Origin of the sequence: Streptomyces sp. NPDC005803 (assembly GCF_040630435.1) — a bacterium.
GTDB lineage: Bacteria > Actinomycetota > Actinomycetes > Streptomycetales > Streptomycetaceae > Streptomyces.
In genome coordinates, this window is sequence record NZ_JBEXXO010000031.1 from 57288 (window position 1) to 79266 (window position 21979).

The 21979-nt window shown below is 68.5% G+C and carries 18 protein-coding genes; 14 read left to right on the forward strand and 4 right to left on the reverse strand.

The window, feature by feature from the left end; genetic code table 11:
• Positions 1–3 precede the first annotated feature (3 nt).
• The 13 genes from ABZ454_RS32875 (at position 4) to ABZ454_RS32935 (ending at position 16159) form a co-directional block, all read left to right on the forward strand.
• The gene (locus tag ABZ454_RS32875) at positions 4–1275 is read left to right on the forward strand and encodes an acyl-CoA dehydrogenase family protein (RefSeq protein ID WP_359543257.1); all 1272 of its coding nucleotides are present in this window, start codon (positions 4–6) and stop codon (positions 1273–1275) included.
• Positions 1272–2387 carry an acyl-CoA dehydrogenase family protein gene (locus ABZ454_RS32880; RefSeq protein ID WP_359543258.1) on the forward strand — a complete coding sequence of 372 codons (1116 nt, stop codon included), beginning with the start codon at positions 1272–1274 and terminating at the stop codon, positions 2385–2387. The genes ABZ454_RS32875 and ABZ454_RS32880 overlap by 4 nt, the downstream gene beginning before the upstream one ends.
• Entirely contained in the window at positions 2384–4027 is a 1644-nt protein-coding gene (locus tag ABZ454_RS32885; protein WP_359543259.1) for an AMP-binding protein, read from the forward strand. Before ABZ454_RS32880 ends, ABZ454_RS32885 begins: the two co-directional genes overlap by 4 nt.
• A gap of 14 nt (positions 4028–4041) precedes the next feature.
• Entirely contained in the window at positions 4042–5532 is a 1491-nt protein-coding gene (locus ABZ454_RS32890; protein ID WP_359543261.1) for an aldehyde dehydrogenase family protein, read from the forward strand.
• A 103-nt stretch (positions 5533–5635) separates the two neighbouring features.
• Positions 5636–7147 (forward strand): MFS transporter, encoded by a 1512-nt coding sequence (locus ABZ454_RS32895; protein ID WP_359543262.1) that lies wholly within the window; start codon positions 5636–5638, stop codon positions 7145–7147.
• A gap of 163 nt (positions 7148–7310) precedes the next feature.
• Positions 7311–8897 (forward strand): AMP-binding protein, encoded by a 1587-nt coding sequence (locus ABZ454_RS32900; RefSeq protein WP_359543264.1) that lies wholly within the window; start codon positions 7311–7313, stop codon positions 8895–8897.
• 5 nt (positions 8898–8902) lie between these two features.
• Positions 8903–10054, forward strand: coding sequence for a thiolase family protein (locus ABZ454_RS32905; protein ID WP_359543266.1), 1152 nt, complete (start codon positions 8903–8905; stop codon positions 10052–10054).
• Complete coding sequence (locus ABZ454_RS32910; RefSeq protein WP_359543267.1) at positions 10051–10485, forward strand: Zn-ribbon domain-containing OB-fold protein; 435 nt, start codon at positions 10051–10053, stop codon at positions 10483–10485. Before ABZ454_RS32905 ends, ABZ454_RS32910 begins: the two co-directional genes overlap by 4 nt.
• A 71-nt stretch (positions 10486–10556) precedes the next feature.
• Entirely contained in the window at positions 10557–11342 is a 786-nt protein-coding gene (locus ABZ454_RS32915) for an FCD domain-containing protein (RefSeq protein WP_359543269.1), read from the forward strand.
• Between the two features lie 27 nt (positions 11343–11369).
• A complete protein-coding gene (locus tag ABZ454_RS32920) occupies positions 11370–12971 on the forward strand; it encodes a GMC family oxidoreductase N-terminal domain-containing protein (RefSeq protein ID WP_359543270.1) in 1602 nt (533 codons plus the stop codon).
• Between the two features lie 90 nt (positions 12972–13061).
• Complete coding sequence (locus ABZ454_RS32925) at positions 13062–13802, forward strand: SDR family NAD(P)-dependent oxidoreductase (RefSeq protein WP_359543272.1); 741 nt, start codon at positions 13062–13064, stop codon at positions 13800–13802.
• A gap of 60 nt (positions 13803–13862) precedes the next feature.
• Positions 13863–15470, forward strand: coding sequence for a class I adenylate-forming enzyme family protein (locus ABZ454_RS32930; RefSeq protein ID WP_359543273.1), 1608 nt, complete (start codon positions 13863–13865; stop codon positions 15468–15470).
• A gap of 53 nt (positions 15471–15523) precedes the next feature.
• Entirely contained in the window at positions 15524–16159 is a 636-nt protein-coding gene (locus ABZ454_RS32935; protein ID WP_359543274.1) for a TetR/AcrR family transcriptional regulator, read from the forward strand.
• A gap of 34 nt (positions 16160–16193) precedes the next feature.
• Here the strand turns inward: ABZ454_RS32935 and ABZ454_RS32940 are convergent, their stop codons facing one another.
• The 3 genes from ABZ454_RS32940 to ABZ454_RS32950 all read right to left on the reverse strand — a co-directional run bounded on the left by ABZ454_RS32940 (position 16194) and on the right by ABZ454_RS32950 (position 19486).
• Positions 16194–17156 (reverse strand): NmrA family NAD(P)-binding protein, encoded by a 963-nt coding sequence (locus ABZ454_RS32940; RefSeq protein WP_359543275.1) that lies wholly within the window; start codon positions 17154–17156, stop codon positions 16194–16196.
• 154 nt (positions 17157–17310) lie between these two features.
• The gene (locus tag ABZ454_RS32945; protein WP_359543276.1) at positions 17311–18114 is read right to left on the reverse strand and encodes a glucose 1-dehydrogenase; all 804 of its coding nucleotides are present in this window, start codon (positions 18112–18114) and stop codon (positions 17311–17313) included.
• A gap of 220 nt (positions 18115–18334) precedes the next feature.
• Complete coding sequence (locus ABZ454_RS32950) at positions 18335–19486, reverse strand: acyl-CoA dehydrogenase family protein (RefSeq protein ID WP_359543277.1); 1152 nt, start codon at positions 19484–19486, stop codon at positions 18335–18337.
• Positions 19487–19695: 209 nt separating this feature from the next.
• Between ABZ454_RS32950 and ABZ454_RS32955 the strand changes: the two genes are divergently transcribed.
• Positions 19696–21045, forward strand: coding sequence for an MFS transporter (locus ABZ454_RS32955; RefSeq protein ID WP_359543278.1), 1350 nt, complete (start codon positions 19696–19698; stop codon positions 21043–21045).
• A gap of 60 nt (positions 21046–21105) precedes the next feature.
• On the opposite strand, the gene ABZ454_RS32960 is transcribed toward ABZ454_RS32955, so the two are convergent.
• A complete protein-coding gene (locus ABZ454_RS32960; RefSeq protein WP_359543279.1) occupies positions 21106–21744 on the reverse strand; it encodes a helix-turn-helix domain-containing protein in 639 nt (212 codons plus the stop codon).
• Positions 21745–21979 lie beyond the last annotated feature (235 nt).

A 21979-nucleotide genomic window follows, 5' to 3' on the forward strand; every position in this document is an offset into this window, starting at 1 on the left:
GACATGACATCTCAAGCAGAACCCCAGGACGTGCAGGAGTTCACCGCCGGCGTGCGTCGTTTCCTCGACACACATGCCGCAACGAAGCCCGACCCCGCCGACTTCGTCTGGGGCGAGGGCGATGACTCCGTGGCCTACTTCAGCAGCCTGCCGCCCGAGCAGGAGCGGGAGCAGGTGAGCCGGGCCAGAAAATGGCAGCGGACCCGTCACGAGAACGGATTCGGCTGGATCACAGGACCGCGCGAGTACGGCGGACAAGGTCTCACGCACGTGCACGACCTGCTGTACGACTCGATCGAGGCGGAGTACGACGTACCCGACACCGGTGTCCTGAGCGTGGTCGGTCTCGGAATGATCGGGCCGACGATTCTCGCCCACGCCCAGGACCACATCAAGGACCGCTGGCTGCCGGCGATGTACCGCGGCGATGCCATCGCCTGTCAGTTGTTCAGCGAGCCCGACGCGGGATCCGACCTGGCGAGCGTCTCGAGCCGCGCCGTGCGCGACGGCGACGGGTGGGTGCTCAACGGACAGAAGGTGTGGACCTCGGTCGCACATCACAGCCAGATCGGCGTCGCGTTGACCCGGACCAACCCCGACGCCCCGAAACACCGCGGCATCACCGCTTTCCTGGTGCCTATGGACACCCCCGGCATCGAGGTGCGGCCCCTGCGCCAGATGACGGGTGGGGCCGACTTCAACGAGGTGTTCCTCACCGACGTCCGTGTCCCCGACGATCACCGCCTCGGTGAGGTCGACGGCGGTTGGACCGTCGCGCTCACCACGCTGATGAACGAACGCGCCACGGTCGGGAGCGAAGGGGCCGGACCGGTCGCGGCCGCCCTCTCCCCGGACCGGCTCGCCGCGCTGATGCGGGCCACCTGGACCTGGGACGACCGGGCCCTGCGCGCACGGCTCGCCGAGCTCCTCGTGGACACCATGGCCACCGGACACCTCAATGCCCGCGCACTGCGAAAGTTCCGCGCCGGCGTGGCTCCGGGACCCGAGATGTCCGTCTCCAAGCTCATGTACGCCCAGAACCTCACACGCGCCGCGCACTTCGTCTCCGACACGCTCGGTCCCCGTGCCATCGCGGACACGGGGAAGTGGGGGACGTACGCCTGGAGTGAACTGCTGCTCGCCACACCGGCGTTGCGCATTCTCGGCGGCACAGAGGAGATCATGAAGAACATCCTTGCCGAACGCGTCCTCGGCCTGCCGAAGGAGCCCTCGGCCACGACCGCCAAGACCGCCGGCAAGGAGGCGAGCGCATGAGCGACGACGAGAGCGTTCTCGAAGAACTGCGTTCGGTGGTACGAGAGTTCCTCGACGACAAATCGCCCGAGGAAGCCGTCCGTAAACTCATGGAGAGCGAATCGGGCTTCGACCCCGCCGTGTGGGCTCAGGCTGCCGAACAGCTGCGGCTGCCGGCCCTGGCGCTGCCCGAGCGGTACGGCGGCGACGGTTTCGGGCTCGTCGAACTGGGCGTCGTACTGGAGGAGACGGGACGCGCGCTGCTGTGTGCGCCGTTCTTCTCCACTGTCGTCCTGGCCGCCCAGGCTCTCCTGGCGTCGGGGGACGAGGAGGCCTGCGGTCGCCACCTCCCGGGCATGGCGTCCGGGGCCACCACGGCGACCCTGGCCGTTGCCGAGGAGTCCGGCTCCTGGGACCCCGCCCTGATCTCCACCCGTGCGCTGCCCGACGGGAACGGAGACTGGAAGCTCACCGGACGCAAGTGCTTCGTACTCGACGGCACCACGGCCGACCTGCTGCTCGTCGTCGCCCGCACGACCGCGGGGCCCACGTTGTTCGTGGTCGACCGTCAGGCCGACGGGCTGACCGCCACCGCGATGGAGACGCTGGACTCGACCCGTGCGATGGCGAGGCTCACCCTGGACGCGGTGCCCGCGCGGCGCGTCGGATCCGACGGCGCGGGCGGCCGTGTCATGGCCAAGGTCCTGGATGTCGCGTCGACGGCCCTGGCCGCGGAGCAGGCGGGCGGGGCGCGGCGGTGCCTGGAGATGAGCACCGAGTACGCGCGCACCCGCCACCAGTTCGGCCGCGCGATCGGTTCGTTCCAGGCCGTCAAGCACAAGTGCGCCGACATGCTGGTCCAGGTGGAGCTGGCCGAGGCATCGGCCAGGGAAGCGGCCCGGACGGCCGCTGAGGAACCGACGGAGTTCCCCGTCGCGGCAGCTGTCGCGCACGCCTGCTGCTCCAAGGCGTACATGACGGCGGCCATGGAGAACATCCAGGTCCACGGGGGTATCGGCTTCACCTGGGAGCACCCGGCCCACCTCTACTTCCGGCGGGCCAAGGCCTCGCAGCTGCTGTTCGGGGGCCCGGCCGTCTACCACGAGAGGCTGCTCGACAGGCTCGGCATATGACCTCCTCCGCGGAGACCTCCGATCCGGCACGTGTCCGCCATGACCTGCTGTACCGCAGCATTCCGAACATCGTGCGCGTCAACGCCTCCCGCCACCCCGACCTGGTCGTGATCAGGGAAGGAGTCACGCAGTTGACGTACGCCGATCTCGAACGGGCCGTGACGGCGGGCGTTCGAGGGATGATGGCCGCCGGGGTCCGGGCAGGTGACCGGGTGGCGTTGTGGGGTCCCAACTCCGCGGAATGGATCATCGCGGCACTCGCCGTGCAGGGCGCCGGCGGCATCCTCGTCCCGCTCAACACCAGGTTCAAGGGACAGGAAGCGGCGTACGTGCTCGAGAAGAGCGGCGCCAAGCTTCTCCTCACCGTGACCGACTTCCTCGGCACCGACTATGTGGCCGCCGTGCGTCCCGCCCTGCCTGAGGCGAGCGAGCCGATTCGCTTCGTCGTCTACTCGGGTCCCGTACCGCAAGGAGTCGCATCGTCCTGGGAGGAGTTCATCCGGCATGGCGCCGAACGCACGGACAAGCGCGCCGCGTTGGGGCGGTGGGACGCCGTGGGGCCCGACGATCTGTCCGACATCCTGTTCACGTCGGGAACCACCGGGCGCCCCAAGGGCGTACAGCTGACACATGGCCAGTCCCTGCGCGCCTTCGGCTGGCACTCCGAGGTCCTGACGTTCCGCCGCGGAGACCGCTTTCTGATCGTCCCGCCGTTCTTCCATACGTTCGGCTACAAGGCCGGCTGGATGGCCTGCCTCATGTACGGAGTCACCATTCATCCCATGGCGGTCTTCGACGCCGCCGCCACCGCCGAGATCGTGGCGCGGGAGCGCATCACCATCCTGTTCGGGCCTCCCGCCGTCTTCCACGACCTGCTGGAGCAGTACGACCGTGGCGCTGCCGACCTGTCCTCGATCCGGGTCGCCCTGGTCGCGGCGGCCTCGGTGCCGCCGGATCTGTTTCGCCGTCTGCGCGCCGATCTGGGCGTGGAGGTCCTCGTCAGCGGATACGCGCAGACCGAGTGCACATCAATCGCGACGACCACCCGCCCAGGGACGGACAGCTTCGACGACGTCGTCCGTACGGTCGGTCGCGCGGCCGACGGGGTCGAGGTACGCGCTGTGGACGACACCGTGACACCTGTGCCACCGGGAGTTCCCGGCGAGCTCCTGGTACGTGGCTACAACGTGATGCGCGGGTACTGGGAGGACACCGAGGCGACGGAACGTGCCATCGACGCGGACGGCTGGCTGCACACGGGGGACATCGCCGTGCTGGACGAGCGAGGCTTCGTCCGTATCACGGATCGCAAGAAGGACATGTACATCGTCGGCGGCTTCAACGTCTACCCGGCAGAGGTCGAGCGCACCCTCGGCCGGCACGCCGCTGTCGCGGAGCTGGCGGTCGTCGGTGTCCCCGACCGCCGGATGGGGGAGGCCGGGGTGGCCTTCGTGGTGCCGGCCGGGGACCGCGCCTTCGACATCGGCGAGTTTCTCGGCTGGGCGCGGACGCAGATCGCCCATTACAAGGTGCCCGCCCGCGTCGTCCTCGTCGACGAACTGCCCCGTAACGCGAGCATGAAGGTACTCAAGAACATCCTGCGGGAACGCCTCGGGGGTTCGACAGGCCCGGGCGACTGATATGGAGGCCCCAAGTGATTGCAGTCGACGTGAAGTTGCACCAGGAAAGGGCTGAACAGGACCTGCCGAAGCCTCGGCTTGTCGTCGGTGGCGAGGACGTCACGACGGCGAGCGGAGGCGTCCATGAACACCGCAACCCCGCGACCGGCCTCGTCCAGGCCCGCATTCCGCTCGCCGGTGCCGAGGAGGTGGACCGTGCCGTGGTGGCGGCGCGCCGTGCGTTCGAGGTGTGGGGGGCGATGCGTCCCGCCGACCGGCGCAGGCTGCTGACCCGCTTCGGTCAGCTGGTCCGTGAGAACATCCCGCGCTTCGCGGCCATCTGCCCGCTGGAGAACGGCATCGGCATCGGCGGCTGGGCCGAAACGGTGGGTCCGCACGTCGCCGACTGGACCGACTACTACGCGGGCTGGGCGGACAAGATCGAGGGCATGGTCGGTGCGGCGTACAGCCCGCACGAGAACGTCGAGTACACCGTCGCCGAACCGTACGGAGTGGTCGGCCACATCATCACCTGGAACTCGCCCGCGCTCTCCCTGGCGATGAAGATTCCGCCGGCGCTGGCCGCGGGCAACACCGTGGTCATCAAACCCGCGGAGACGACGCCCTTCTCCGCCCTGCTCTTCGCGGACCTGGCGCGCGAGGCGGGGATTCCGGACGGCGTCGTCAATGTCGTCACCGGCCTCGGTGACGCCGGCGCCGCTCTCGTGAAGCATCCGGGGGTGGACAAGGTCTCGTTCACCGGCGGCCCGGTCACCGCCCGCAAGATCATGGCGGACGCCGCGCTCGGCCTCAAGCCGGTCGTCTTCGAGCTCGGCGGTAAGTCAGCGAACCTGCTGTTCGCCGACGCCGATCTGGAGTCCGTCGTCCCGTACTGCGCGGCTTTCGCGATGAGCAACTCGGGTCAGGGATGCGCCCTCCCCACCCGGCTGCTGGTCGAGCGACCGGTCTACGACGAGGTGGTCGAGCGCGTCGCCGGGGTGGTCTCGCAGCTCCCGGTGGGTGACCCGCTGGACCCGGCCACCTACGTCGGACCACTCATCGACGGCGCGGCCCGTGACCGGGTCCAGAGGGTGATCGAGAACGCGACGAAGGACGGCTCGGGCCGGCTGGTGTGTGGTGGTGAGCGCATCGTGTCCGACGGCTTCTTCGTGACCCCCACCGTCTTCGCGGACGTGGACAACCGCAGCGCACTGGCCCAGTGTGAGGTCTTCGGTCCGGTGCTGGCCATCACACCGTTCGACACGGAGGACGAGGGCGTCGCACTCGCCAACGACAGCGAGTACGGCCTTTCGGCCTACGTCCAGTCCCGTGACCTCGCCCGCGTCAACCGCCTCATCCCGCGCCTGAACGCAGGGACGGTCTACGTCAATCCGGGCCCCAACCCCATCACTTCACCGGCGACGCCTTTCGGCGGTGTCGGGATCAGCGGGTTCGGGCGGGAGGGCGGAAAGGCCGGCCTGGACGAGTTCCTGCGCGTCAAGGGCGTGGGCGTCGGCCGAGCCTGAGAAGGCGGCCACGGCGACCCGTCATCACCCGCACCTCACGCACATGCGCCCTCCTGCGCCGCAGGACTAGTCACGCGACTTACCGGGGAAGCGAGGAAACGCCATGTCAGAGCCGAGAGGGCCCATTGCGGCCGCCGATCCGCCCGACGGCCCACCCGCGAAAACCAAGAGCGAGGCCGAAGGCGAACGCTCCACTGGCTTCTACCTGTTCCTCATCGTGGGAATGGTGCTCTTCCTCGAACTCAACGCCATGGTCATCCAGATGGTTGTCCCGGCGCTCCACTTCATGGGGCCCACCTTCCGGGGTGCCGATCTCTCCTGGGTGCTCACCGCCGTCACCCTGGTGGGCGCCGCGCTCCAGCCGCTCGGCGGCAAACTCGCCGACATGTTCGACGTACGGCACATCGTGGCCGTCGTCGGTGTGACCTTCGTCCTCGGCAGTGTGCTCTGCGCACTCACCGAATCCTTCGCCGTGCTGCTGTGCGGACGAGTGCTGCAGAGCAGCGTGATGGTCGCGCCCCCGCTGGCCTACCGCGTGTACCGCGATCTGATTCCGGCGCGTCTGGTTCCTGTCGCGCTCGGCAGTGTGGGGACCGGGTTCGGAGTGGCGGGCGTCATCGGCCCCGTCATCGCGGGGGCACTCGTGGACAACCTCGGCTACCGGTCCCTGTTCTGGTTCTTCGCGTGCTACGGCGTGGTGATCGTGCCCATCATCGTTGCCGCATTGCCCAAGAGCACACGGTTGCCGGGGCGCCGACTCGACGTCCTCGGCGCGCTCCTGCTCTCCGGTGGCGTGGCAGCGCTGCTGCTCGGACTGAGCGAGGGGGCCACGTGGGGCTGGCTGTCCACGGGAACGGTGGTGTCCGTGCTGGGTGGCCTGGCACTGCTTCTGTTGTTCCTCCGTGTGGAGAGCCGTGCGCCGGACCCCGTCATCCCCTTGCAGTTGCTGGCGCGGCCGGCGTTCTTGACGACTGTTCTCGTGGGTGTCCTCGGAATGTTCCCGTTGATGACCTACAGCTTCGGTCTGCCGCAGTTGCTCGAAGCGCCGAAGGTCGCGGGACTGGCTCACACTTTCGGGCTGACGGCGCTTGCCGTGGGGCTTGTCCAGATCCCCTACGGGGTCTTCGGCATGGTCTTCGGTCCGTTGGGCGGCGCGCTGACGAGGAGAATCGGTCCGCGCAAGGTCATGATCGCGAGCCTGTGCCTGCTGTCCCTCGGAGCCCTTCTGCTGGGCTTCTTCCATCACGATCTGTGGCAGATCATTCTGTGGTCCGCGGTGGTCGGTACGGGGTTCGGGCTGTTCTGGGCCGGCCAGGCCAACCTCATGGTGGAAGCCGTGCCGCCCGATCACACCGGTGTCAGCGGTGGTACCCAGACTGCCGCCCAGGCCGTCGGCACGTCCATTGCCATCGCGCTGATCGGAACGGTTCTCGCGCAGCACGTACTCCGCGTCGATGCGTCGACACACGCGACGATCTACAGCGACGGGGCCTTCGCCACGGTCTTCTTCCTCGGTGCGGCGGCCGGACTGGTCGGCGTGATTCTGACGCTCGTGATGCGGCACGGCCGTGCTCCCGCGTCGGGAGGCTCCCGGGCGGCAGCACTCGACGAGTGAAGCGCAACCACCGACAGACACCTCGCTTTGCGACCTGGTACAGGTCTATCATGTAACTACTTCAGCTATTTAGTCGCTGGAGGCCGGCGGGTGCTCGCCCGGTCTCTGCTCCTGACACCACAACCACCCCCGCCCCGTACCACTCCATCAGGGAGCACACTTCGTGAACGCCGCGCATGGCCGTACCCTGGGTGATGTCATCCGGGAGTTCCGGCGGTCCTTTCCGCAGTCCGTCGCACTGGCAGACGGGGACGTCCGGCTGACCTGGCCCGAGCTGGACGACCGGACCAATCAGCTGGCCAACGCACTGACGGCCGCAGGGGTCGGGGCCGGGGACCGCATTCTGTGGCTGGGGCAGAACTCCTACCGGATCTGGGAACTCCTCGGTGCCGCAGCGAAGATCGGCGCCATGGTCTGCCCCGGCTACTGGCGCTGGGCAGCCCCCGAAATGGCCTTCGCGATACGCGACTTCCGGCCCGCAGTCGTGGTGTGGCAGCAGGAGGAGATCGGTGACACGGTCGCCAAGGCCCGTGCCGAGCTCGGCGACGACGTAACGACGCGCTGGCTGCTGCACGATCCGACTCCCGGCGGCGCCGCGGGGCCGGAGACCTACGAGTCCTTCCTCGAGGGCGGAAGCCCGGAGGATCCGCAGCTCACGGTCGACCCCGACGGGGCCCTGCTGGTCATCTACACGGCGGCCATCAGCGGACGCCAGTGCGGATCGATGCTCTCGCATCGCAATCTTCTGGCCATGGGCGCGTCGGCCGCGTGGATGGGGGACATCGGCCACGAGACCGCGTTCCTCAGTGCCGGTCCCATGTTCCACATCGGCAACTATCAGTTCTGGGGAGTGCCCGCATTCCTGCACGGCGGCAAGAACGTGATCGTACGCCGCGTCGTCGCCGAGGAACTGCTGCCCGTCCTCGCGGGGGAGCGCTGTACACACGCGTACGTGATGCCTCCCACGATCGCGCAGCTCGTCGAACTCAACCGTTCCGCCGGTCACGACCTCTCCCATCTCAGGGCGAGCGTCGCCGCTCCGTTGTGGCAGGGCACCGTCCCCACCGACAGCAGCCGCTTCACGGCCAACGGGGGCGGCGAGGGCAAGGGGTACGGGCAGACCGAGGTCACCGGGTTCGCCGTCACCGGAGCGTACGGCGGTCTCGGCGAGGGGAACGCCGGCCGTCCGGGCCCGTTCGTCTCGGCGCGGATCCTCGACAGCGCCGGCCGGGAGTGCGCCGTCGGCGAGGCGGGCGAGATCTGCCTGCGCGGCGACCTCGTCCATCTCGGGTACTGGAACCGGCCGGAGATCAACGCGGAGCGGTTCCGGGGTGGTTGGTGGCACACCACGGATCTCGGGCGGCGGGAGCGGGACGGCACCATCAGCTTCCTCGGCACCACCACCCGCATGATCAAGTCCGCTGCCGAGAACATCTTTCCGGCGGAGGTGGAGAACCGCATCGAGTCGCATGCGGCGGTCAAGGAAGCCGCGGTGATCGGCGTTCCGAACGAGCGCTGGGCCCAGGACGTCAAGGCGGTCGTGGTGCTGCACGAGGGGAAGGCCGTGACGGAGCAGGAGATCATCGAGCATTGCCGCGAGGGGATCGCCTCCTACAAGAAGCCCAAGACGGTCGAGTTCCTCGACGCCCTGCCGCGGACCGGCGACTTCGCCAAGGACTACGACGCCCTCGATGCCCGTTTCGGGGGCGGCGGCTACCCCGGCCGTGACTCCCTGGGCGCGGGACGGTGACCGCCGTGACGGGCCGCAGGCCGGTCATCGTGGGCGTGCACGCGACCGAGCAGGGGCTGACCCTGCCGCACCGCAACGCCATGGATCTCGCCCTGGAGGCCGTGACCGGATCGATCGCCGATGCCGGACTCGTACCGTCCGACATCGACGGGGCGCAGGTCGACTGGCCCGGACCCGGCGGCGTACGCGACGAGGGCAGTTCCTGGGCGCGCCTGCTCGGCCGCGACCTGCGGTGGACCAGTGACTCCATGCTCGACAACGCGGGATCCCGCGGCCTTCTGAAGGCGGCGGCCGCGGTACGTTCAGGCTACGCGGACTGCGTCGTCGTCGGAGGCTGCCGACTGGTGAGCAGGGGAGGCGGGCCCGTGAGCGCCGGGACGCCACTGGAGTTCACCGATGTGTGGGGGAGCTACGTGGTCGCCCAGTTCGCGCTGGTCGCCGCGCGGCACATGCACGAGTACGGCACCACCCCCGAGCAGCTCGCCGAGGTCGCCGCCACCATCCGGAACAACGGCGCGACCAACCCGGAGGCGATGATGTATGGGCGTGGCCCGTACACGGTCGAGGATGTCCTCGCCTCGCGCCTGGTGGCGACCCCGTTCCACCTTCTCGACTGCTGCATCGTCGGAGAGGGCGGCGCCGCGATGGTCGTCACGACCGCCGAGCGGGCCAGGGACCTCCCGCACCCGCCGATCGAGGTGCTCGGCGGCGCTATGGAGTACCACCAGGCGGCCTACGCCAACCCCGCACTGCACCGCGAGGTCGGGATGCTGGGGAGTGAGGCCGCCCGGCGCGCCTTCGGCATGGCGGGGGTGGGACCCCACGATGTCGATGTCTTCTCCCTCTACGACCCCAACTCCTTCGAGGTCATCAGGCAGTTGGAGGCGCTGGGTATCTGCGGCCAGGGCGAGGGTGGTCCCCTCGCGGCGAGTGGCGCCATCGCCGTCACCGGAAAGCACCCGGTGAACCCCGATGGCGGCTGCCTGTCGTACGCGTGGAACGGGACGCAGCAGATGACTCTCAAAGTCGTCGAGGCGGTACGTCAGTTGCGCGGCACCGCCGTGCACCAGGTCGAGGGCGCCGAGCTCGCGACCGTGGGCAACGCGGGTTCCGGAGCGCAGCACTACGAGATGAGCGTGCTCGGGAGGATGTCATGAGCCGGCCCGTACCTGTTCCGACCGAGCTGACCGAGCCCTTCTGGGCCGCTGCCCGACAGGGGAAGCTGGTGCTGCCGCAGTGCTCCGACTGCGGGCTGCGCTTCTTCGTCCCCGAACCCGCCTGTCCGGGGTGCCTGTCACGGTCCTGGACGTACGAACCGAGCAGCGGAAGCGGCACCGTGTATTCGGTGACGGTGGTGCATCGCGCACCCGGCCCCGGTTTCGAGGTCCCCTTCGCCCTCGCCGTTGTCGACCTGGACGACGGCGCCACCATGCTCTCGCACGTGGTCGGAACGGATCCGGAGCAGGTCGCCATCGGGATGGGCGTGAGCGTCGACTTCCGGGCGTTGACGGACGAGATCACGCTGCCCTACTTCACTCCGAGCGTATCGGCTGAATCAGCTAACCTAAAATATACATCCAGCCTTTAATCTCAAGGTGCTCGCCTTGTGCGGCGGGGCGGGGCGGGTCACGTGAGTACGAGGAACAGGAGGCGGGCGGCGTGTCGCAGACGGCGGGCAGATCGACGGGGACCACGGTCGAAGGGGTTCCGGTGAGGGTGCCGAAGATGGCCGAACTCGTCGCGGCGCACCTGCGGCGAAAGATCGTCCGCGGGGAACTGGCGGAGGGGGAAGCACTGCCCGCGGAAGGCGCGCTGATGGAGGAGTTCGCGGTATCCCGGCCGACTCTGCGCGAGGCGTTCCGTGTCCTGGAGTCCGAGGCGCTGATCACGATCCGGCGCGGGGCGCGGGGCGGTGCGAGGGTCCAGGTGCCGGTCGGTGCGGTGGCGGCCCGATACGCCGGCCTCGTCCTGGAGCACAAGGGGACGACGCTGCACGACGTCTACCAGGCCCGGACCGTACTGGAAGCCCCGTGCGCCGGGATGCTCGCGCAGCGACGGACCGACGACGATCTCGGGCGGCTCTCGGAGGCCGTGGCGCGGGCCGAGTCCCTGATGGACGACCCGTCGTCGTTCATCAGGGCGCACATGGAATTCCATGCCCTGGTCGTCGAGCTGTCCGGAAACCAGACACTGACAGTCCTCAACGGGATGGTCCGGCACATCATCGATCAGGCGAACTGGTCACATGTCGACCTGGACGCGGGCACCCCCGAGAACATCAAGGCGAATCGCAGGGGATTCCGCGCTCATGTCGCCCTCGTGGACCTGGTCGCGGCTCGCCGGACCGAGGAGGCCGAGCGGTTGTGGCGGCTGCACCTGCAGGAGGCGGCGGACTACCTCCTGCAGAGCCGCTCGATGACGACGGTGCTCGACCTTCTCGGCTAGCGGTCTCAGGCGAATCAGGGAGGCGCAATGACCACGTTCGACTACATCGTCGTCGGGGCGGGCTCGGCGGGATGTGTGCTGGCCAACCGCCTGTCCGAGGACTCGGACGTGCGCGTGCTGCTGATCGAGGCAGGCGGCAAGGACACCAACCCGCTGATCAAGATGCCCAAGGGGTTCGGCAAGCTGTTGGGCGACCCGCGCTACGTCTGGCACCACCCTGTGGAGCCGGTCGGCCCCACAGGGCGTGTCGAACAATGGGCGCGTGGTCGGACCCTCGGCGGATCCAGTTCGGTGAACGGAATGGTCTACAACCGGGGGAACCGCGCCGACTACGACGAACTGGAGCGGCTCGGGAACCCCGGCTGGGGCTGGGACACCATGTTGCCGATCTTCAAGAAGATCGAGAACAACGAGCTGGGAGCCTCCGATGTGCGGGGCGCGGGAGGGCCGCTGCACATCTCCACCGTATCCAGGCCCGAGCAACTCTGTGAGGAGCTGATCGCCGCCGGGGCCGCCCTGGGCTGGAGCCGGACGGAAGACCTCAACGCCGATGACGGTGAACGTATCGGCTACGCCATGGCGACCATCAAGAGCGGACAGCGCTTCAGTGCGGCCCGCGCCTTCCTGCGGCCGGTGATGAACCGCCCGAATCTGACCGTGTGCACGGACACGGTGGTGACGCGAGTCCGGACGGAGAACGGCAGGATCGCCGGAGTGCTGGCGCGGCGGAAGCACGAGGCGGTCGACTTCCGGGCCAGGCGAGAGGTCATTCTCTCCGCGGGCAGCATCTCCACCCCGAAGATCCTCCAGCTGTCGGGCATCGGGCCGGCCGAAACGCTGAAGTCGGCGGGCGTCGATGTCCTCGTCGACAGTCCGCACGTGGGCGGCAGGATGCGCGAGCACCGCTGTTTCGTCGTGCAGTACCGGCTGAAGGACAACCTGGGCTACAACAGGGCGTTGAGCACGCCGCTGCGCCAAGGGCTCTCAGGCGCCAAGTACCTGGCGACGCGCAGGGGGCCGCTCGCCACCCCGGCGTTCGATGTGATCGCCTTCTTCAAGTCCAGGGAGGGACTCGCGCGCCCTGACGCCCAGCTGCTGATGACGCCGGCGTCATTGGCTCCGGAGGTGCCCGGCAAGGAGACCGGCGTGGAACGTGAGCCCGGACTGATGGGTCTCGGCTACGTTCTGCGCCCTACCGCTGAGGGAAGTCTGCACATCACCTCGTCCGATCCCGAGGGGCCGCTCGCCATCACGGCGAACTACTACGGATCGGACCACGATCGTGAAGTGGGCACCGCGCTGTTCCGCAGGATGCGCGGTGTGTTCGGCACGGAGCCGATCGCCGGTCGGATCGCGGACGAGACCCTGCCGGGGCGCGAGGTGGAGGAGGACCAAGAAATCATTGACGCGGGTCTGGAGCACGGCCGCTGCGGCTACCACGCGGTCGGCACCTGCGGAATGGGACCGGACGACACCGACGTCGTCGATGCCCGGCTGCGCGTGCGAGGCGTCGAAGGCCTGAGGGTCGTCGACTGCTCCGTCATGCCGACCATGGTGTCCGGCAACCTCAACGGACCGGTCATGGCGATGGCGTGGCGCGCGTCCGATCTGATTCTCGCGGACCGCTGAACGAGCCACGCTCCCCTCTTTGCCTGCGGGCCACTTCCCGATGCCGGCTGCGCCCGCGTCGACCTCGCTCAGAAACAGGAGATGACTGCCATGGGACGCTTCGACGGAAAGATCGCGCTCGTCACCGGGGCCGGTTCAGGCATCGGCCGCGCGATAGCCGCCCGACTCGCCCGTGAGGGAGCTCGTGTCATCGTCACGGACGTGACCGGCCAGGAGGACTCCGTCGCGAAGGAGCTCGGTGAGCTCGCGACGGCCCGGCGCCTGGACGTCGCGGACGAGGCGAGCGTGGCCGCCCTGGAAGACTGGATCGCCACCGAGTTCCGCGGTTTGGACATCCTCGCCAACAACGCGGGAATCAGCGGCCCGAACGCCCTCACCCACGAGTACCCGCTGGACAGCTTCGACAAGGTCGTCTCCGTCAACATCCGCGGGGCGTACATGGTTCTCCAGGCGGCACTGCGTCTCATGCTGAACAGCGGAGGCGGGGCAGTGGTGAACTCGGCGTCGATCGGGGGCTTCCGCGCGACACCTTCCGCATCGGCCTACATCACGTCCAAAGGGGCCATGGTGATGATGACCCGGGTAGCGGCGCTGGAGTACGTGCGGAAGGGCATCCGCGTCAACGCGATCGCACCTGGCACGACGCACACAGCCATCCTGGACGACGCTTCACCTGAGCTGATGGCCATGCTCGAGGGACGTATTCCGCAGGGACGTCTGGGCACCCCTGAGGAGATGGCCAACGTGGCGGCGTTCCTCGCCGACGACCGCGAGGCCGGCCATGTGACCGGCCAGATCTGGACCATCGACGGAGGGCGTTCGGCCGGGTGAACCCTCGTGCCGTGCAAAAGACCCCCGCACACAGGAAACCCCGCACGTCAGGAGAGGCTCTTGTCAGAGGAACTGCCGGACGGCACCCGTCTCAGCGAGTCCTATCGGCCCGCGGACACCCGGCCTGAGCTGTGGCACTTGACCGTCGGTGAGCTGCTGCTGAGCAATGCGGTCCGGCTCCCCGACCGTCCTGCCTTGCAGACCGTCGGCGAATCCGGTCTGGAGAGCGTCAGTTGGGGCGAGCTGGCCGACCGCGCCCGCGGCGCCGCACACCAGTTGCTGCAGCGGCTCGAGCCCGGTGACGCGGTCGGAGTGTGGGGGGCCAACTCGATCGCCTGGGTGGTGGCCGAGTATGCGAGCGCCCTGGCCGGCACGGTCCTCGTGCCGCTGAACACCTCGCTCGCGGATGCCGAGGTGGCCGACCAGCTGACGCGGGCCGATGTGCGTGTGGTCCTGGCCGCGGAGGATCACCGAGGCCGCTCGCTCCTGGAGCGGGCCAGAAAGCTCGCCGCCGACCTGCCGCGCGAACCGGCGGTTCTTCCGCTGCGGGAGTGGGAGACGGTCGAGGACCCAGGCGGCCGTTTGCCTGTGGTGTCGCCGGACGCCCCGTTCCTGATCCAGTACACCTCGGGCACCACCGGCCGCCCCAAGGGCGCGGTCCTTTCGCATTTCGCCTGCGTCAACACCGCCCGGTTCGGGATGGATCGTCAGCGTACGGGGGCGGAACGAGAGGTCATGTGCTCTCTGTTGCCCCTGCACCATGTCGGGGCTTCGGTCTGTGCGGTACTGGTCGCAGCCTCGACCGCTGACACGCTCGTGACCGCGGCCGGCTTCGATGCCGACCGAGTGCTGGACCTGATCGAGGCGACCGGGGCCACGATCCTGGGTGTCGTGCCCACCATGGTCACCGACCTGCTGGCACACCCCGAGCTGGGGAGCCGGGACCTCAGCACCCTTCGAGTCGTGATGGGAGGCGGGTCCTCCGTGTCGCCGGCTCTGATTCGCGACTTTCAGCAGGCGCTCGACGTACAGTTCACCGTCGGATACGGGCAGTCGGAGAGCCCGATGGCGTGCTCCAGCGATGTTGATGACACCGACGAGGACAAAGCGCTCACGCTGGGACGCCCGTCTCCGCATCGCGAGGCGCGCATCACCTCCCTACCGACAGGGGGTGTGGCGGCCGTGGACGAGCCCGGCGAGCTGTGGATCCGATCGCCGCTCAACATGCTGGGTTACCACGAGATGCCGGAGCAGACCGCGTCCGTCCTCGACAAGGACGGGTGGCTGCACACCGGAGACCTGTGCAGCATGGACGGCCGCGGAGTGATCACCTTCCACGGCAGGCTCCGTGAGGTGGTCATCAGGGGCGGCGAGAACGTGTATCCACGGGAGGTCGAAGAGGTCCTGGCGGCTCATCCCGCCGTCGCCGTCGTCGCAGTGCTCGGCCTGCCGGATCCGCGGCTCGGTGAGACGGTGGCGGCGTGTGTGCAGCTGGAGCCGGGCGCCACGGTGGAAGCAGAGGAACTGGAAGACTTCGCTGCCGAGCGCCTCGCCTCGTTCAAGGTGCCGCGCACGTGGCGGTTCGTGGCGGCGTTCCCGCTGACGGGATCCGGAAAGATACGGCGGACGGAGTTGCGGCGGGCTTTCGTCGAGGCACATCACGCCTGAAGGGCGGTCCATCCATTTACCGTCCTGGGTGCGACGGTAAATATACTTGGTGCATGAGCCATGGAGCAGGCGCATCGCCCCCGTCCCACTCCGGGGCATCGTGCGCCGACGAGCGGCGAGGCCGAGGCCGTCCGCGTCGGCAGGACGTGGACGACCGGGTGCTGCGTGCCGCCGTGATCGAACTGGCCGCGACCGGCTTCGGGGCCTTCAGTCCGGTAGCGGTGGCCCGTCGGGCCGGCGTCGCCAAGGGCACGGTGTACCTGCGCTGGCCCACTCGCGAGCAGCTGGCTCTCGATGCCGTCGCCGCGGTATCCGAACGCATCGAGGACGTCGACACCGGCACGCTGCGCGGTGACCTGCTGGCCCTGGCCGACCGCATCCACGCTGTCGTCGAAGGCGCTCACGGTCAGCTGCTCATGCGCTTCTACCTGGAGTCGGCCATTTACCCGGAGCTGTACGGCCGCTATGAGCGGGAGGTCGTCGAGCAGCGGCTGACCGTCGTCATGGCGGCTGTCCACCGGGCCGCGGCGCGGGGCGAAGCCCGTGTCGGCACAGACGCCCAAGCCGTGGCCGAGGCGCTGACAGGCGGAGCGTTCTTCCTGGCCACGCGCGGGAGCGGCGCGGCCACGGCGGAGCGCAGAGAAGCCCTGGTCGACCAGATTCTGCACGGGACGCTGCAGGGGCGATGAGCGCGCGTCCCCCCGGCTGCTCACATGTGGGGAGTCACTGACCGTGTGCGGTGACCGCGGCGCGGAGTGGGTCGCGGTGCTGTTCCGCCCACTGAGGGAACGTCGTCAACGGCAGGCCGTAGGGGGCGGCGTGCGCCGGGCGGGCCGGGTAGCCGACCGAGGCGATCCAGGCCTGGGTCGCCGACCACGACCTCCTTCCCAAGCGAGCATCGACTTCTTCGGCCGGGAGGGACACGGGAGTTATCCGCCGACCCGTCACCGAGGTGAGGACCTCGGCAATCTCTGCGAACGTAACCACATCACCGCCGAGTTCTATCTCGGCGCCGGTGAACCTATGCCGGTCGGTGACTGCGGCGAGGACCGCGTTGCCGATGTCCGCCGAGGCGAGCAGTGCCAGTTTCGCCGTCAAAGGAGCGGCGACGAGCAGTTCACCTTCGGCCAGGACCGGAAACATGTGGCCGACCTTGGGTGCGACGAAGTTCTCCATGTAGAAGGCCGGTTTGAAGATCGTGTAGGCGTCGAACCCTGCTCGGCGGACCAGCTCCTCCACCGCCTCCTTGCTGTCCCAGTAGTTGCCCGTGGAGCCCGGGGCGACGACGGGGTGCCCCTCTCGCCAGCCGGTTCCCGATACGGAGGCGTGCACCATGTGCTGTACGCCGACCTCCTGGGCGGCCGTGATCAGGTTTCCTGCCTGCCGCCGCTCCGAATCCGGGTCGGCGTAGGGGGCCGGCTGTACCGAGAAGACGGCGCTGTGACCGGCGCACGCCGCGGCGAGAGAGCTCGCGTCCTCGAGATCGCCTGCCCGCAGCGCGATGCCGGCCTCGGCGAGATGCCGGGCAGCCGCCGAGGTGGGCGATCGGACCAGGGCGGAGAGGTTCAGTCCCGCCCGGTGCAGGGCGAGGGCGGCCGCGCCGCCTTGCATGCCTGTCGCCCCAGTGACGAGGACGCGTGGGCCGGCGTCCTTGGCGGCGCGGGCAGCCGGATGTGCCGTGATCATGGCTTACCTTCTGTGTGTCTCGTCGCTGTGGCGCGGACGCCTTGGGCTGTCCGACCGGTGTGACGGTCATGCTCGGCGGAGGCCGGACAGGCCATGGAGGGTGTTGTCAGCCGGAGTGTCCTGCTCCTGCCCGAGAGCGGATCCGAAGAACCGCTCACGGTGCGGAGAGTGCGGCGATGTCGGCGGTGTAGGGCGCGTGCGCGAGCAGGCCCCCGTCGACGGGCAGTACCTGGCCGGTGATGAAGCCGGACCTGTCGGAGGCGAGAAAGAGCACGGCGTCGGCGATGTCCTGCGGTCGGCCCAGCCGCGGGGTGAGGTGGTGCTTGAGCATCAGCTCACCCATCGGCCCGGCGTACGAGTTCTCCGTCGCGGGGGTGACGACCAGGCCGGGGGAAACCGCGTTGGCCCGGATGTTGCGCTTGCCGTACTCAGTGGCGGTGTAGGTGGTCAGCCGTGCCACGGCTGCCTTGGAGGCGCCGTAGGCGGGGTGGCTGATGTCGCCGCTCAGACCGGCGTCGGAGGTCGTGTTGATGATCGATCCGCCGCCGCGTGCCAGCAGATGCGGTACCGCGTACTTGGTGGCGAGCATCGTGCCACGCAGGTTGATGCGCATGGTGTCGTCCCACACCTGCACATCGGCGATCTCGATCGGCTTGTCGCGGGTGCCGCCCAGATGTGTCGCGGCGGCGTTGTTGACCAGGATGTCCAGGCCGCCCAGCTCCGCTGCGGACGTGTCGATCATGTTGCGTACGGAGGCGTCGTCGCCGAGATCGAAGGCGATGGCGACCGCCTTTCCGCCGGCCTCCTTGATCTGGGCGACTGTCCTCTTCGCCGCTTCATGGTTGAGATCCGCCACGGCTACCGCGGCGCCCTCCGCGGCCAGCGTCGTGGCGATGACGGCCCCGATTCCTGAGCCCGCTCCCGTGACCACAGCGGTCTTCGCGTCAACCCATCCCATGGTGTCGCACCTTTCCGGTATGCGAGTCGGCCACCGGGGATGGCAGGGCCTGCGGCATGTGCCAGGGCGGTGCCAGTGCGGCGGTCGAACGACGCACTAATTACTGTCTTGCATGGGATAGTAATTCCGGTGAGGGGGGTGAGGCAAGAAGCTGCTCGACGGCGGGCGCCGCCGCCGGGCAGACCGACGTCGCGCCGCGGGAATCTCCGGGAAGGCCAGGTCAGTAGGAGCGAAGTCCCATGCTCCGGGCGATGCCGTTGCGTTGGATCTGGCTGGTGCCGCCGGAGATGGTGGCCACGATCGACTCCCGGTAGCGGAAGCTCATGACGCTCTCGGTGGAGAAGCCGTGGCCGGCACAGACCTGCATGCCGAGCCGGGCGGCCGCCACATAGGTCTCGGAGCCCTTGAGCTTGGCCATGGAGCCTTCCCGGGTGCACGGCTTGCCCTGGCTGAGCAGCCATGCGGCCCGGTAGGCCAGCAGGCGTGCGGAGTCGATCTCGGTCTGCAGGTCGGCCATCGCGTGGGCCAGTGCCTGGAAGTTTCCGATGGGGCGCCCGAAGGCGTGGCGCTCGCGGGCGTAGTCGAGCATCTCGTCCAAGGTGGCCTGTGCGGCACCGAGGTACCCGCCGGTGATGATCACCTTTTCCAGTTCGATGTTGGAGAGCATGACCTTCCAGCCCTCGTCGCGCGGCCCGACCAGGTTGTTCCGGGGGATGAGGGCCTCGTTGAAGAAGACCTCGTTGGTGCCCAGGATGTGCCGGGCCAGGGTGGGGGTGCGGCGTACCTCGATGCCCGGCGTCGTCGGGTCGACGAGCAGCAGGCTGATCCCGCCGTGCTTGGGTTCCCGGGGGCCGGTGCGCACGTACGTGGCGATCGTGGTGTTGGGCAGTCCGGCGCCGGTGCACCAGGCCTTCTGGCCGCTCACCGCGAAGTGGTCGCCGCGCTCGACGGCCGTTGTCCTCAGAGCCGCGGCGTCGGAGCCGCTTTCGGGCTCGCTGAGCCCGACGGCGAGCCGGTGCCGTCCGGCCATGACCTCCTCCCGGATGAACCGGCGCTGCTCGTCACTGCCCCAGCGGAAGACGGTGATCCCGGGGATGAGCACCCCGATGTAGCACATGGCGACATCGAAGCTGGAACGGCCCAACTCCTCGGCGATGAGGATGAGTTCGATCGGTCCTCCGCCGTCTCCACCGTCTTCTTCCGTGAAGGGGAGCGAGAACCAGCCGAGGTCCGCCATGCCTTTGAAGAGCTCGGGCGGCACGGTGCCTTCCTCGTCCCACTGCTTCGCCTTCTCGGGCGGGCAGACCTTCGCGACGAAGTCTCGTGCGGTCGCGCGCAGCATCTCCTGCTCGTCGGTCAGTCCGAAGTCCACGGAAGCTCCTCTGTCGAACTCGGCAGTTAATAATCTAGCTAATTATTCTACGTTAGCTGATCTGGAGCGTGACGTGTGACCGAACGCCGTGGTCGTTGGCGGCCCCGTCAACCCCCTTGCGGCGCAGGGCTTATTAAGGTAGATGATTAAGCGCATAGGTCAAGTTGGCTGTATCCCCTGCCCCCAGGTCGCTCCCGAGAGGACGCACCATGGCTTCGAGTGCCAGCGAACCAGCAACTCGGCTGAGTAGAAGGGCGGGTGCCGCCGGACTGTGCGGCACCCTGGTCGAGTACTTCGAGTTCGCCACGTACGGACTGCTCACCGTCGTCATCGCCCCGCAGTTCTTTCCCGGTGGGAACGAGGCCGCTGCGATCCTGTCCGGGCTGGCCGTCTTCGCCACCGGATACCTGGTGCGACCGCTCGGCGGCATCTTCTTCGGGCGCATCGGTGACCGCAGAGGCCGCAAGACCGCGCTCGTCGCGACGGTGGTGGGCATGGGGGCCGCATCGGTGCTTCTCGGCCTGCTGCCGACGTACGACCACATCGGTGTGCTGGCCCCGGTGCTGCTGGTCGTGCTGCGGCTGGTGCAGGGGTTCTTCGCCGGCGGGGAAATGATCGGGGCGGCCACGTACGTGGCCGAGACCGCACCACGCAACCGGCGTGGGTTCTACGCGGCGCTGACGCCGATCGGGGCCACCAGCGGCATAGGCCTCGCCGGCGTGTGCTCCGGGGTGATCGCCCTGGTCACCACAGCCGGGCAGATGGCTGCCTGGGGCTGGCGGATTCCCTTCCTGCTCTGCCTTCCACTCGCTCTCGTCGCACTGTGGGTGCGTGGAGGACTCGAGGACTCCCCGGATTTCCAGGAGCTGGCCAAGAAGGCGGACATCAGTCGAACGCCGTTCCGAGAGGCGTTGAGGACCGCACCCATGAACATCTTCCGGGTCGCCGCCATAGCTCTCATGGTCAACGCGATCGGCGCGGTCGGCACCACCTACATGGTGGTCCACCTGATTGCGGACATCGGCATGGAACAGAGCCAGGTCTTCCTCCTCTCCGGTTTCACGTGCGTCTTCTCGGTGGTGGGCATGCTCGTCAGCGGTTCGCTGAGCGACCGGGTAGGCAAGCCCCGGATGCTCGCGGTCGGGCTGACGCTGTCCTTCGTGCTTGCAGTGCCGGCGTTCTGGCTGATCGGCACCGCGCCCGGTGCTCTCGTCGTCGGCCTACTCGTCGCCATGTGGCAGTTCTCGGTCGGCGTGCAAAACCCGCCGATGATGGGGACGTTCGCCGAACTCTTCCCGCCCCGCATCCGCTACACCGCTGCCGCGTTCGGCTTCAATATCGGCGTCATCTTCGGTGCCGGCCTGACACCGTACGCAGCGGAGTGGCTCGCGAAGATCACGGACAGTTCGTACGCGCCGTCGTTCCTCGTCCTCTTCGTCGCCGGGGCCGGACTCGCGGTGCTGTTCTCCTCTGGAGCTCTGCGGCCGCTCGGGACAGCGCGGGCCGGTGGGGTGTCACGGACGACTGAAAGAGCCGTGGAGGCCGCGGCGAACGACTGATCCCTCGGGCGTCCCGCGTTGCGCCTGCGGACGTCTTTCGCCGCCGGAGCCCGTCGCGGGTCAACGGGCGTTCTGCCCCACTCCAGCAGCCACGTACGAGCTGAGCACGGCCGGCAAGTGGTCCTGGTCGCCGTCCGCGTCGAGGCCCAGGAGCTGGTCGTCGAAGACGGCGGCGGACAGAACCATTCCGAAAGTCAACCGTACGGCGAGTCCTGCGTCCCACTGGTCGCGAAAGCTGGTGACGACCGCCTGCTCCATGGCCGGGAAGAGATCGTCGAGAGGCCCTTGCGAAAAGAGCTCCGGGTGGTGCGAGCGCAAGGAGATCAGGGCCAGTACCTCTCGCCTGTTCTCCCGCAGGAAGCCGAACAGCATGGTGACGTAGTCGCGGGCCAACTGAATCTCGCTGAGGTTCAGTTCGGCGCGCGCCTCGAACTCGTTGATGAACGAGTCCACCAACTGCCCGAACGGCTCGAAGACCGCCTGCTGGAAGAGTTCCTCCTTGGTGCGGAAGTGGCGGTACATCATCTGCTCGGTGGCATGGGCGCGATCGGCGATCTCCCGGGTGCGGGCCCCCGCGTAGCCCCGCTCGCCGAACACCTCGCGTGCTGCGTGCAGCAGGTCCGCCCGCACCGCAGTGGTGCTCCTGCGTACGCGGGCGCCTTCGCGGGCTGGAGAGCTGCCGGGGGATCGTCCACTCATGACGTCATGGTATGCCCGACGTCCGACCTGGTCCGGGCGCGCAACCCGAGCCGCCCCTTCGCCGCGATCATCGCAGCGATGCAAGAGGCCGACGCCCAGGCATCGCGTCAGGGGGTGGCCGCCGGTGAACGCATGCGCGCCCACACGGACGCCCTCTGTACCTTCGCCGTCGCCGAACGTGGCGTCGCGCGCCCGCTGTTCGGCCACGACGCTTCGAGCTCGGTGATCTCAGCCA